Origin of the sequence: Achromobacter pulmonis (assembly GCF_002885955.2) — a bacterium.
In the GTDB taxonomy this organism is placed as follows: Bacteria; Pseudomonadota; Gammaproteobacteria; order Burkholderiales; family Burkholderiaceae_B; genus Achromobacter; species Achromobacter pulmonis_A.
Genome location: NZ_POQS01000007.1, coordinates 249732 through 261219 on the forward strand (window position 1 = coordinate 249732; position 11488 = coordinate 261219).

Genomic DNA, 11488 nt, shown 5'->3' on the forward strand with positions numbered 1-11488 from the left:
CCGCGGCACGGTTCCCGGGTACAATGCTCGGCAATCCTGAGGAGCGTTGCGACGACCCAGCGGTCGCCAGGCTCAGGAATCCTTGTTCAAGCGGCGCGCCCTCGGCGCGGCGCTGCAGCAACGGCGCTCACCTTTGTCGCATATGGCGGAAAAGGCGGGCACTCGACTGTCGTGGTGTATTCGCGTTGTCCGGCCATCTTGCGCGCCGTTCGTATTTCACGTGGAGCCTACACACCATGAACGCTGTGACTGACAAATCCTTCTCCGACTACATCGTCGCCGACCTGTCGCTGGCCGGCTGGGGCCGCCGCGAGCTGGCCATCGCCGAGACCGAAATGCCCGGCCTGATGGCCATCCGCGAGGAATTCGCGGCCCAGCAGCCGCTCAAGGGCGCCCGCATCGCCGGCAGCCTGCACATGACCATCCAGACCGGCGTGCTGATCGAAACGCTGGTGGCCCTGGGCGCCGAAGTGCGCTGGGCCTCGTGCAACATCTTCTCCACGCAGGACCACGCCGCCGCCGCCATCGCGGCCTCGGGCACGCCGGTCTTCGCCGTCAAGGGCGAGACGCTGGAAGAGTACTGGCAGTACACCCACAAGATCTTCGAATGGCCCAACGACCAGCACGCCAACATGATCCTGGACGACGGCGGCGACGCCACCTTGATGCTGCACCTGGGCACCAAGGCCGAGAAGGACATCTCGGTGCTGGCCAACCCGGGCAGCGACGAAGAGCGCATCCTGTTCGCCGCCATCAAGGAAACGCTGCAACGCGATCCCAAGTGGTATTCGACGCGCCTGGCCCAGATCAAGGGCGTGACCGAGGAAACCACCACCGGCGTGCACCGCCTCTACCAGATGTCGCAGAAGGGCGAACTGGCCTTCGCCGCCATCAACGTCAACGACTCGGTCACCAAGTCCAAGTTCGACAACCTGTACGGCTGCCGCGAATCGCTGGTCGACGGCATCAAGCGCGCCACCGACGTGATGGTCGCGGGCAAGATCGCGGTGGTGGCCGGCTACGGCGACGTGGGCAAGGGCTGCGCCCAGGCGCTGGCCGCGCTGCGCGCCCAGGTCTGGGTCACCGAGATCGACCCGATCTGCGCCCTGCAGGCCGCCATGGAAGGCTTCAAGGTCGTGACCATGGAAGAGGCCGCCGCGCACGGCGACATCTTCGTCACCGCCACGGGCAACTACCACGTCATCACGCGCGAGCACATGAACGCCATGAAGGACCAGGCCATCGTGTGCAACATCGGCCACTTCGACAACGAAATCGACGTCGCCAGCCTGGCCGACTGCAAGTGGGAAGAGATCAAGCCGCAGGTCGACCACGTCATCTTCCCGGACGGCAAGCGCATCATCCTGCTGGCCCAGGGTCGCCTGGTGAACCTGGGTTGCGCCACCGGCCACCCGTCGTTCGTGATGTCCTCGTCGTTCGCCAACCAGACGATCGCCCAGATCGAGCTGTACACGCGCAACGAGGCCTACAAGTCGGGCGAAGTCTACGTGCTGCCCAAGCACCTGGACGAGAAGGTCGCGCGCCTGCACCTGAAGAAGCTGGGCGTGAAGCTCACCACCCTGCGCCAGGAACAGGCCGACTACATCAGCGTGCCGGTCGAAGGCCCGTACAAGCCCAACCACTACCGTTATTGAGGGTTGTAGCAAAATAGGGGAAGTACCGCGCCATGTCGGCGCGGGCTTACCGGTCCGCAGCTCCCTCTCGCGACCGCATTGCGGCCGCGAGGCCGGCGGACCCAACACAGGAGGTCGAACATGGCATTGATACTCGTCTGGATCCTGAACGCGGTGGCCCTGCTGGCGGTTGCCTATCTGCTGCCCGGCATCACCGTGGCCAGCTTCGGTTCTGCACTCATCGCCGCGCTGGTGCTGGGCCTGGTCAACATGCTGGTCAAGCCGGTGCTGGTGCTGCTGACGCTGCCCATCACGATCGTCACGCTGGGCCTCTTCCTCATCGTCATCAACGCCTTGTTGTTCTGGTTCGTCGGCTCCGTGCTGAAGGGCTTCCAGGTCAACGGGTTCTGGTGGGCCGTGGGCGGTGCGATCCTGTACAGCATCATCTCGGGCCTGCTCACCAAGCTGATCCCCTAGAGTCGATCCCACCCCCGAGCGCTGCGCGCTCCCCCTCAAGGGGGCATGCCGGCGGACCGGCGAAGCCGGCTCCGCGGCATCCCGGTGGGGCGCACCCGGTTCATGCGGGACGCGTAGTGCTTATAGATAACTGCTGATATGTCCGATTCGATTTCTCCTGCTTTCAGTCTGGAATTTTTCCCCCCGCGCGACCTGGCCGGCCAAGAACGGCTGGTGCGCGCGGCCAAGCAGATGCTGGCCATCCAGCCCAAGTACGTCAGCGTGACGTTCGGCGCGGGCGGCTCCACGCGTGCGGGCACGGCGGACGCCGTGCGCACGCTGCGCAACCTGGGCTGCGATGCGGCGCCGCACCTGTCGTGCGTCGGCGCCTCGCGCCAGGACCTGCGGGACATCCTCCAGGCCTACAAGAGCGAAGGCGTGCGGCGCGTGGTCGCCCTGCGCGGCGACCTGCCCTCGGGCATGGGCGGCGATGCGGGCGAGCTGCGCTACGCCAACGAACTGGTGACGTTCATCCGCGAGGAGACCGGCGACTGGTTCCACATCGAAGTGGCGGCCTATCCCGAAATGCATCCGCAGGCGGCCAACCCCTCGGCCGACCTGGACCATTTCGTGCGCAAGGTGCGGGCCGGCGCCAATGCCGCCATCACGCAGTACTTCTTCAACGCCGACGCCTACTTCGACTTCGTCGACCGGGCCCAGGCCAAGGGCGTGGACGTGCCCATCGTGCCGGGCATCATGCCCATCACGAACCACACGCAGCTGCTGCGCTTCTCGGAAATGTGCGGCGCGGAAGTGCCGCGCTGGATCCGCCTGCGCCTGGCGGAGTTCGGCGACGACAAGGCCTCCATCCGCGCCTTCGGCGTGGACGTGGTGACCGAGCTGTGCCAGACGCTGCTGGACAACGGCGCGCCGGGCCTGCATTTCTACACCCTGAACCACGCCGAAGCGCCGATGGCGGTGTGGCGGGAATTGTCGCTGCAGGGATGAGGGCGGGGGCTTTGGGCGCCTGATGGGTTCCGCGCGCTCGAGCCTTGATTTCTTGTGTCGAATATCTCGCGCTGCACCCATCCTACGGCCTCACCACCGTAGGATGGGCGCAGCGCGAGAACGCCTGGGCAAGAACACGAATATCGAACGCGCGTAGCCCATCGGCCCCCCGGGCCGCCTATTCCGGCTGAATCCCCGCCTGGCGGATCTGCTCGCCCCAGGCTTCATACTGCGACCGGACGAATTGCTGCAAAGGCTCGCCGACCGCCAGGTCCGGCTCCATGCCCATCGCGCGCAGCCGTTCCTGGACGGCGGCATCGCGCATCGTCGCGCTCAACTGGTCGGCCCACCACTTGGCCGCCTCGGGCGCCAGGCCGGCCGGGCCGGCCACGCCGATCCAGCCGGTCAGGTCCAGGCTGCCCATGCCCAGCTCGCCGGCCGTGGGCACCGCGGGCAGAATGGTCGAGCGCTTGCTGGAGACCAGCGCCACGGCGTTCAGGTTCTGCGCGCGGATCTGCGGCAGCACCGCGCCCAGGTCGGCCGCCACGAAATCGATGCGCCCGCCCAGCAGGTCGGTCACGGCGGCGGGCTGGCCCTTGTAGGGCACGCCCAGCACCTCGGCGCCGGCGGCGCGGCTGAAGGCGGCCGCGACCACCTGGCCGGTGCCCGAGCCGTAGCCGCTGGTCACCGACTGCGGCTTCTGCCTGGCCGCCGCCACCAGCTGGCGCGCGTCGCCGTACGAGCCGCTGGCGCGCGTGACGATCACCACGTCGAACCGGACCACCCGGCCCACCTGGGTGAAGTCCTTGATCGCGTCATAGCGCTGGAACGCCTTGGACAGGTAGGGGCCCGAGGAACTGGTGGCGCTGGAGCTGGGCATCATGGTGTAGCCGTCGGGCGCGGCCCGGGCCACGGCGTCCACGCCCAGCACGCCCAGGGCGCCCGGCTTGTTCTCGACGACGATCTGCGCGCCGGTGCGGGCGCGGATGTCGTCGACCACCACGCGCGAGACGTTGTCGATGGTGCTGCCGGCCGGAAAACCGACGATGAAGCGTATGGGCTTGTCGGCCTGCGGGTAGCCGCCGGCGGCGGCCAGCGCGGGCACGCAGAGCGCGGCCGCCGCCAGGGCGGCTCGGATCGGGTTGTGCATGGTTGTCTCCTCTGTTTCTTTGTGCGGGTCAGCGAGCTTGGCCGGCGCGCGCCAGCGCCAGGATCTCGTCGGTGTGTTCGCCCAGCCCCGGCGGATGCCGGCGGATCTCGCCCGGCGTGCGGCTGAATCTGACGGGCAGGCCGGCCTGGATCAGGCGTCCTTCTGTGGGATGCTCCGATTCGTGCCAGAAGCCGGTGGCCTTGAGATGGGGGTCGGCCAGCAGCTCCTCGAAGCCGTTGACCGGCGCGAAGGGGATGTCGGCGCTGGCCAGCAGTTCGGTCCATTGCGCGGTGCTGCGTTCGGCCAGCACCGTCTCCACGTAGCGGTACAGCTCCGGGAAATGGCGGCTGCGGCTGTTGAGGGTCTGGTAGCGCGGGTCCTGCGCCATCTCGGGATGGCCGGTCAGGTCGAAAAAGCGCTGCCATTGCGGGGTGGTGTAGGGCACCACGCTCATGTAGCCGTCGCGCGTGCGGAACGGGCGGCGGTATTCGTTGAGCAGGCGCGTGTAGCCCGCCGGGCCCTCGGGCGGCACGAAGGTCAGGCCGGCCAGATGTTCCGGCGCCAGGAAGGCCACCATGCATTCGAACATCGGCACCTCGACCGCCTGGCCGCCGGCGCCGCGTTCGCGCGCCAGCAGCGCGCTGGTCACGGCGTTGGCCACGTACAGGGCCACCACCTTGTCGGCGACCACCGAATTGACGTAGCAGGGCGCGCCGGCGCCCGCGCCGCCTTGCAGCCAGGCCATGCCCGAGGCCGCCTGGATGGTGTCGTCGATGGCGGCTCGTCCGGCGTACGGGCCGGCTTCCGAATAGCCGTAGCAGGCGCAATACACCAGCTCGGGAAAGCGCGCCGCCAGCGTCGCGTAGTCCAGGCCCAGGCGGCGCATGGCGGGCGCGCGCATGTTGGAGATGAACACGTCGGCCCCGCCGATCAGCGCGTCCAGCTGCGCGCGGCCTTCGGCGGTCTTGACGTCGATCACCGCGCTGCGCTTGTTGCGGTTGAGGTTGAGGTGGGTGTGGCTCATGGCGGCATGGCGCTGCGGCGTGACGTGGCGGAACACGTCGCCTTCGGCGGACTCGATCTTGATCACGTCCGCGCCCATGTCGCCGAGCATCTGGGTGGCCATGGGCCCCATGCCCACGCTGGTCATGTCGATGACGCGTATGCCGTGCAGCGGTCCGGGCATGCTCAGTCCTCCCCCAGCAGGCGGCGCGCCAGGCGCAGGTGCGGCCGGTCGATCATCTTGCCGTCCAGCCGCAGCGTGCCCGCGCCGGGATGCTGCGCGAACGCATCGATCACGGCCCGCGCCCATTGCAGCTGCTGCGCGTCGGGCGTCAGCGCGGCGTTGACGGCGTCGACGTGGCGCGGATGGATCGCCATCTTGCCGACGAAGCCGTCGCGGAAAGCCTCGCGGGACTCGTCGGCCAGCACGTCAGGCGCGTCCAGGTCCACGCAGACCGTGTCGATGGCGCGCACGCCGGCGGCCGCCGCGGCCATCAGGCACAGCGAGCGCGCCAGCCGGAACGGTTCGGTATAGCGGCCGGCATCGCGGTTGCGCAGCGCGCCCACGTCGGCGGCCAGGTCTTCCCCGCCCCAGGACAGGCCCCACAGGCGGGCGGTGGCGTCGCGGTAATCGTGCAGCCCGAACAGCGACTGCGCGGTTTCGGTGACGATGGCCAGGATGCGGGTCGCGCCGGCGGCGGCGCCCGCGGCCGCCTCGAACGCGTCCAGGTAGTGCGCAAGCTGGCGCATGTCTTCGCGGCTGCGGCACTTGGGCAGCACGATGCCGCAGGGAGCGGCCGGCATCACGGCCGCCAGGTCGGCCAGCGCCGCGCCGCTGTCCAGCGCGTTGATCCGCACCCACAGGGACTTGCCGGCCGCGCCGCGTTCCAGCATGGCGCGCACCTGGGCGCGGGCTTCGGCTTTCTGGTCCGGCGCGACGGAATCCTCCAGGTCCAGGATCAGCGCGTCGGCCGCGCTGGCGGCGGCATGCTCGAATTTGCGCGCGGAATCGCCGGGCACGAAGAGCAGGGATCGGGTCATGGCGAGCCTCCTAGGGCTGCTTGCGCATCAGGGCCGAGCGCTTGCAGGTGGCGACCACTTCGTCGCGGTGGTTCAGGGCGGTGTGCTCGAACTCGACGATGCCCGCGTCCGGGCGCGAGCGGCTCTCGCGCATGGAGAGCACGCGGGTGCGCACATGCAGCGTGTCGCCGGCGAAGACCGGCTTGGGGAAATTCACGTCGGTCATGCCGAGGTTGGCCACCGTGGTGCCCAGCGTGGTGTCGTTGACCGTCATGCCGATCAGCAGGCCCAGCGTGAACAGGCTGTTGACCAGCGGCTTGCCGAATTCGGTCTTCGCGGCGAAATGCGCGTCCAGGTGCAGCGGCTGCACATTCATCGTCAGCGAGCTGAACAGCACGTTGTCCATCTCGGTCAGGGTGCGGGTCCAGGCATGATCGAAAGCCTGTCCGACGGAAAACTGTTCGTAATAGAGGCCAGCCATGTTTCTTCCTTCTGGGGGAGAGCGCCGGGCGCCAGCCCGGTTCCGGAGTCGCCGCAACAGAGGGGATTCCGGCGGCGTTCTTACTCTTGAACAAAAGTTTATAGTCATGAACTCGTGTCGGCAACGCCCGGGCCTAGGCGTAAACCCGCATGGCGTCGCCGCGGGCCTGGCGGGCGGCCGCGGGAATCCGGGGAAGGGAAGGGGGAAACCGCGCCCCGGGAACCGGGCGCGGGCAGCGGCAGGGGAAAAGCCCTACCGGGCGAGCGGGGCGGGGGTGTCGATGCGCTGGGCCAGCTGGCGGCTGGCGGCCAGCAGGGTCTGGCCGATGGCGTCGGCCTTGGCCGCCGACCGGTCCAGCGGCGCGCCCACGACCAGCGCCAGCACCGTGCCGTACAGCACCAGGGAGGCGGCGACCGACAGCGTGTCGGCCTGGTGTTCCGCCAGGTTCACGTGCCAGCCGCGCTCGGCCTCGGACGCGATCAGGCGCAGCAGCTGCTTGTGGGTCTTGACGGTCTGGCTGGTGTAGCGGTCCAGGCTCAGGCGCGCAGCCAGCGCCTCGCGCTCGGCGGGCGCCATGGCGCCCAGCAGGGCGCGTCCGGAGGCCGAGGCGTGCAGCGGCTTGCGCTGGCCGGCCTTGGCCGTGAACCGCACGATGCGTTCGGGTTCGACGACGTCCAGGTAGACCACGTGGTCGCCGGCGCGCTGCGCCAGGATCAGCGTCTCGCCCAGCTCGTCGCGCAGCGCTTCCAGCGTGGGCCGGATGCGCGTGGTCAGCTGGTCATGTTCGGCCACCGTGCTGGCTTCGTTCAGCCAGCGCCGGGTCAGGTAATAGCGCCCCGCGGTCTGGTGCGCATAGCCATCGCCTTCCAGCGTGTCGAGCAGGGCCAGGCAGCTGGATTTGGGTATGCCCAGCCCCGCCGAAATCTGCGACAGGGTGGCGGGCGCCTGGGTGGCGGCGAAGAACTGCAGGATGTCCAGCACCCGCCGGGCGCTTTTTACGTCGTTCGTACTCATGCACGGCAATATATATTCATGAACAGGCACCGGCAACCGCCGCTGCCCGCCGTGCTTCAGTCGGCGTATACCCCCGCCTTGCGGATCACGCCGCCCCACTTGTCGACCTCGCTCTTGAGCCAGGTCTGCAGGCCTTCGGGCGTCTGCTTGGATTCCGGCACGATCTCGGCGCCCAGCTCGGCCATCTTCTGCGTGAAGGCGGGGTCCTTGAGCGCGGCGCGCAGGGCCGCGTTGAACTTGGCGATGGCCTCGGGCGGCGTGCCCTTGGGCGCGTAGACGCCATGCCACACCTTGACCTCAAAGCCCTTCAGGCCGCTTTCCTGCAAGGTCGGCGCATCGGGCAGCGTCTTGATGCGTTCCAGCGTGGTGACGCCGTACAGCTTCACGCGGTCGGCCTTGATTTGCGGAATGGTCTGCGTGGTCTGGTCGCACAGCACGTCGACCTGGCCGCCCAGCAGCGCGGTCATCGCCGGCGCGGTGCCGGCGTAGGGCACGGTGGTGAACTGCACGCCCAGCGATTCCTGCAGCAGCATGCCGCAAAGCTGCGACACGGCGCCCAGGCCGGCATTGGCCAGGTTGATCTTGTTGCCGTTTTCGCGCGCGTACTTGATGAAGGCCGGCATGCCGTCGGCCGGCAGGTCCTTGCGGCCCAGCAGCGTCATGGGCACGTCGGCCACTTGGCCGACATAGGCGAAGTCGGTCAGCGGATTGAACGACAGCTTGCGGTACAGCGCCGGCGCGGTGGCCATGCCGTTGTGATGGATCAGGAAGGTGTAGCCGTCGGGCGCGGCGCGCGCCACGTGCTGCGAGGCCAGCGTGCCGCCGGCGCCCGTGCGGTTCTCGATGACGATGCTCTGGCCCAGCGTCTTGGCCATGGATGCGCCCAGGCTGCGCGCGACTACGTCGGTGGGTCCGCCCGCGGCGAAGGGCACGACCAGCGAAATCGGATGGTTGGGATAGGCGCCTTGCGCGGCCGCATTGCCGGCCGCCAGGCACGAAAGGGCCAGGACCGGCCAGGCGGCGCGTCGGGCCGCGCGCATGAAAATAGGGGGCATGTCTCGCTCCTCGTGGTTTTATCGGGGGCCCCCAGGGCAAAGCATGACGGGCCATGGCCAGTGTGGCCCACCCGCGCCCGGATGAGAATTCGCGGTTCTGCAAGCCGGGTTTCGGTAGCTGGAAAGGAGGGTTTATACGGAAGGCTGGCTACCTGCGGGCATCGCCGGCCGTTCGCATCGTTCCAGGCCGCTGCAGGGCAGCGCGACCGCCTGCAGCCGAGCGTGAAAGTAGCGGTGGAATATCTCCCAGTCCCGGTACTGGCTGGACGCCGCCTCATACGCGCACAGGCGGCCCACCAGACCGCAGATCCAGTCCGCGCACTGCAGCGTCTGGAAAAGATGGCTCTCGCCTTGGATCAGCGGCTCGATCAGGGTTCTGCATCGGTGGGCGGCATCTTCGAACATTGCCAGCGTGCAGACCTCCACGTTCATTTCGCGCCAACTGCCGCCGGCTTGTTGCTCGTCGACCAGGAGCATGAAGGTGGCCTGCCGCGCCGAGAAGAAGCGGTCCGCACGTCGGACAATGCGTAGCAGCTGGTGTTTGAAGCGTTCTGCGGACTGGTGCCGCGAGGTGCTGGCCGTCTTGCGTTCGCCGCTGTAGACCACGTGCCCGCCGATCTGCCGGATATGGTTGAGCAATCGGCCCGTGGCGGTCCGCAGTTGGCTGTATCGCTGCACATTCCTGACGGTATAGCGCAGTGTATTGCGCGGGAGCCGGTTGTTTACCCTTCAGTGCATGGAAATGTCACGCATGGAGCGGCCCGGACCAAAACACGAAAGCCCGCCGCAATTCATTGCGGCGGGCCTCGGAAGGTGGGCACATGACGGGCATATGCGTTGACGAAAATGTAGTCCCCTGCGCGCTCCGGTGCAAGAAGCCGGGCGCCTCGACACCCCTGTATCGGACTGAATCCCGGCAACGAGGGCGAGCGGCCGGATTCGATGGCCCGCCGCTAGCCCGCCTGCTTCTTGCCCGGGTCTTCGGCGAGCGACTGCGGTGCCGGGTGGCTTGCGCCCGTTTCGCCGGCCGGTTCGGCGCGCAGCGGCTGGTGCACGCGGCTGGGCGGCACCAGCGAGGTCGGGGCCTCGGGGCTGGTCCACAGCGGAGCGGGGATTTCGGCGAAGACCTGGCGCAGGCGCTCGCCCCAGCTGCCGCGGATCATGCGGAAGTATTCATTGTTCTCGTCGATGCAGGCGAAATGCGTGACCCGCAGCGTATCGGCGCCGTAGACCAGCAGATCCAGCGGCAGGCCGACCGAGATGTTGGAGCGCAGCGTGGAGTCCATGGAGATCAGCGCGCACTTGGCGGCTTCGTCCAGCGAGGTGTCGGGGCGCAGCACCCGGTCCAGGATGGGCTTGCCATACTTGGCCTCGCCGATCTGGAAGTACGGACATTCCTGGCCGGCCTCGATGAAGTTGCCGGCCGAGTACACCTGGAACAGCCGGCAGCGCTCGGCGCCGATCTGGCCGCCGAAGATCAGGCTGACGTTGAAGTCGACATGCTGCTCGTGCAGGGCGGCGGCTTCGTGGCGGTAGACCTCGCGCACCGCCGCGCCGACCACGCAGGCGGCCTCGAACATGTCGGGCGCGCTCCAGAGCGTTTCGCAGCCTTCGGGGCGAGGGCGCGTGAGCGCGTTCAGCACGGCCTGGCTGACCGCCAGGTTGCCCGAAGTCATCAGCGTCATGACGCGGTCGCCGGCGCGCTCGAAAACCGTCATCTTGCGAAAGACGCTGATCTGGTCGACGCCCGCATTGGTGCGGGAGTCGGAAAGGAACACCAGGCCGGAATCGAGACGGGCCGCGACGCAATAGGTCATGATCGGAACCGGGAAAAGCCATGCCGCATTCATTGTATTGCGGGGCGTTCCGGCGCGCGTTACGGTTTGCACCGTTTTGGTGCAAACCGCAGGCTGTCGCAGCGGCGTCAGCTCAGGCGGTAGCTGTGCAGCGTGGTGCCGCCGGCGCCGCCTTGCTCCAGCGGCGCGGCGGGCACCCAGCCGTCCTCGGTCAGGACCGCGTCCAGCGGGAAGTCATGCGCGGCCGGCGCGTAGCCGGCGTCCAGCGCGCCGCAGCTCCAGGCGATGCCGATGGCGATGAACGGGTGGCCGCGGTCGCGCAGCGCGGCCAGGCTGCGGTCGTAGTAGCCGCCGCCGTAGCCCAGGCGGTCGCCTTGGGCGGTGTAGCCCAGGGTGGGCACCAGCACCACGTCGGGCAGCAGTTCGGCGCCGTGCACCGGTTCCTGGATGCCGTAGGGGCCCGCGCGCAGTTCGGCCTCGGGCGTCCAGGGCAGGAAGGCGAGCGGCGCATTGCGTTCGCGCACCACCGGCAGCGCCACGGCCACGCCGCCGTCGGCCCATTGCTGCAGCAGGGGGCGCAGGTCGGGCTCGTCGGCCATGGGCCAGAACGCGGCCACGGTGGCGGGCGCGGCGCGGCCGGCGCGGACCGCTTCGTCGCGCGCCGCGTTCAGCCAGGTGAACAGCCGCGCGCGCATCAGCAGGGCGCCGCGGCCGCGCTGGTTTTCAGGCAGTTCGGCGCGCATTTTCCGCAATCGCGCGCGTAGCTGGACTGCGGTATTCTCTGGAATATTTTGCGTACTCATGCGGTGGTAGTGACAGGAATGGACAAAGATGGCGGAAGTGGCGGCGGCTTTGGCGGTCGAATGAGGGAC

Annotated in this window: 12 protein-coding genes and 1 riboswitch; of the genes, 3 read left to right on the forward strand and 9 right to left on the reverse strand. The window is 68.4% G+C overall.

Annotated features, from left to right (window positions below):
• Positions 1 to 32: 32 nt before the first annotated feature.
• Positions 33 to 136: riboswitch (S-adenosyl-L-homocysteine riboswitch) on the forward strand.
• A 100-nt stretch (positions 137 to 236) separates the two neighbouring features.
• The 3 genes from ahcY to metF all read left to right on the forward strand — a co-directional run bounded on the left by ahcY (position 237) and on the right by metF (position 3098).
• Positions 237 to 1655 carry an adenosylhomocysteinase gene (ahcY, locus tag C1I89_RS25390; RefSeq protein ID WP_102775151.1) on the forward strand — a complete coding sequence of 473 codons (1419 nt, stop codon included), beginning with the start codon at positions 237 to 239 and terminating at the stop codon, positions 1653 to 1655.
• 120 nt (positions 1656 to 1775) lie between these two features.
• Positions 1776 to 2111: a phage holin family protein gene (locus C1I89_RS25395; protein WP_006389784.1), complete on the forward strand. Its 336-nt coding sequence runs from the start codon at positions 1776 to 1778 to the stop codon at positions 2109 to 2111.
• A gap of 138 nt (positions 2112 to 2249) precedes the next feature.
• Positions 2250 to 3098, forward strand: coding sequence for a methylenetetrahydrofolate reductase [NAD(P)H] (gene metF, locus C1I89_RS25400; RefSeq protein ID WP_102775152.1), 849 nt, complete (start codon positions 2250 to 2252; stop codon positions 3096 to 3098).
• Positions 3099 to 3276: 178 nt separating this feature from the next.
• Here the strand turns inward: metF and C1I89_RS25405 are convergent, their stop codons facing one another.
• The 9 genes from C1I89_RS25405 to C1I89_RS25445 form a co-directional block, all read right to left on the reverse strand.
• Complete coding sequence (locus tag C1I89_RS25405) at positions 3277 to 4248, reverse strand: Bug family tripartite tricarboxylate transporter substrate binding protein (protein WP_102775153.1); 972 nt, start codon at positions 4246 to 4248, stop codon at positions 3277 to 3279.
• Between the two features lie 28 nt (positions 4249 to 4276).
• Positions 4277 to 5434 (reverse strand): CaiB/BaiF CoA transferase family protein, encoded by a 1158-nt coding sequence (locus C1I89_RS25410; protein ID WP_102775154.1) that lies wholly within the window; start codon positions 5432 to 5434, stop codon positions 4277 to 4279.
• A gap of 2 nt (positions 5435 to 5436) precedes the next feature.
• Positions 5437 to 6291 carry an HpcH/HpaI aldolase/citrate lyase family protein gene (locus C1I89_RS25415; RefSeq protein ID WP_102775155.1) on the reverse strand — a complete coding sequence of 285 codons (855 nt, stop codon included), beginning with the start codon at positions 6289 to 6291 and terminating at the stop codon, positions 5437 to 5439.
• A 10-nt stretch (positions 6292 to 6301) separates the two neighbouring features.
• On the reverse strand, positions 6302 to 6751 hold the full coding sequence (locus C1I89_RS25420) for a MaoC family dehydratase (RefSeq protein WP_102775156.1): 450 nt from the start codon (positions 6749 to 6751) through the stop codon (positions 6302 to 6304).
• Between the two features lie 252 nt (positions 6752 to 7003).
• On the reverse strand, positions 7004 to 7765 hold the full coding sequence (locus C1I89_RS25425) for an IclR family transcriptional regulator (protein WP_102775157.1): 762 nt from the start codon (positions 7763 to 7765) through the stop codon (positions 7004 to 7006).
• A 56-nt stretch (positions 7766 to 7821) separates the two neighbouring features.
• Positions 7822 to 8820, reverse strand: a complete 999-nt coding sequence (locus C1I89_RS25430) for a tripartite tricarboxylate transporter substrate-binding protein (protein ID WP_102775158.1) — start codon at positions 8818 to 8820, stop codon at positions 7822 to 7824.
• Positions 8821 to 8952: 132 nt separating this feature from the next.
• A complete protein-coding gene (locus tag C1I89_RS25435) occupies positions 8953 to 9459 on the reverse strand; it encodes a DUF3800 domain-containing protein (RefSeq protein ID WP_102775159.1) in 507 nt (168 codons plus the stop codon).
• 314 nt (positions 9460 to 9773) lie between these two features.
• Positions 9774 to 10637: a proteasome-type protease gene (locus tag C1I89_RS25440; RefSeq protein WP_102775160.1), complete on the reverse strand. Its 864-nt coding sequence runs from the start codon at positions 10635 to 10637 to the stop codon at positions 9774 to 9776.
• A gap of 107 nt (positions 10638 to 10744) precedes the next feature.
• Positions 10745 to 11419 carry a 5-formyltetrahydrofolate cyclo-ligase gene (locus tag C1I89_RS25445; RefSeq protein WP_102775161.1) on the reverse strand — a complete coding sequence of 225 codons (675 nt, stop codon included), beginning with the start codon at positions 11417 to 11419 and terminating at the stop codon, positions 10745 to 10747.
• Positions 11420 to 11488: the final 69 nt, after the last annotated feature.

Excerpts from the sequence above, each read along its gene's own strand:
- ahcY (WP_102775151.1), top strand. The coding sequence starts at position 237 with ATGAACGCTGTGACTGACAAATCCTTCTCCGACTACATCGTCGCCGAC.
- C1I89_RS25395 (WP_006389784.1), top strand. The coding sequence starts at position 1,776 with ATGGCATTGATACTCGTCTGGATCCTGAACGCGGTGGCCCTGCTGGCG.
- metF (WP_102775152.1), top strand. The coding sequence starts at position 2,250 with ATGTCCGATTCGATTTCTCCTGCTTTCAGTCTGGAATTTTTCCCCCCG.
- C1I89_RS25405 (WP_102775153.1), bottom strand. The coding sequence starts at position 4,248 with ATGCACAACCCGATCCGAGCCGCCCTGGCGGCGGCCGCGCTCTGCGTG.
- C1I89_RS25410 (WP_102775154.1), bottom strand. The coding sequence starts at position 5,434 with ATGCCCGGACCGCTGCACGGCATACGCGTCATCGACATGACCAGCGTG.
- C1I89_RS25415 (WP_102775155.1), bottom strand. The coding sequence starts at position 6,291 with ATGACCCGATCCCTGCTCTTCGTGCCCGGCGATTCCGCGCGCAAATTC.
- C1I89_RS25420 (WP_102775156.1), bottom strand. The coding sequence starts at position 6,751 with ATGGCTGGCCTCTATTACGAACAGTTTTCCGTCGGACAGGCTTTCGAT.
- C1I89_RS25425 (WP_102775157.1), bottom strand. The coding sequence starts at position 7,765 with ATGAGTACGAACGACGTAAAAAGCGCCCGGCGGGTGCTGGACATCCTG.
- C1I89_RS25430 (WP_102775158.1), bottom strand. The coding sequence starts at position 8,820 with ATGCCCCCTATTTTCATGCGCGCGGCCCGACGCGCCGCCTGGCCGGTC.
- C1I89_RS25440 (WP_102775160.1), bottom strand. The coding sequence starts at position 10,637 with ATGACCTATTGCGTCGCGGCCCGTCTCGATTCCGGCCTGGTGTTCCTT.
- C1I89_RS25445 (WP_102775161.1), bottom strand. The coding sequence starts at position 11,419 with ATGAGTACGCAAAATATTCCAGAGAATACCGCAGTCCAGCTACGCGCG.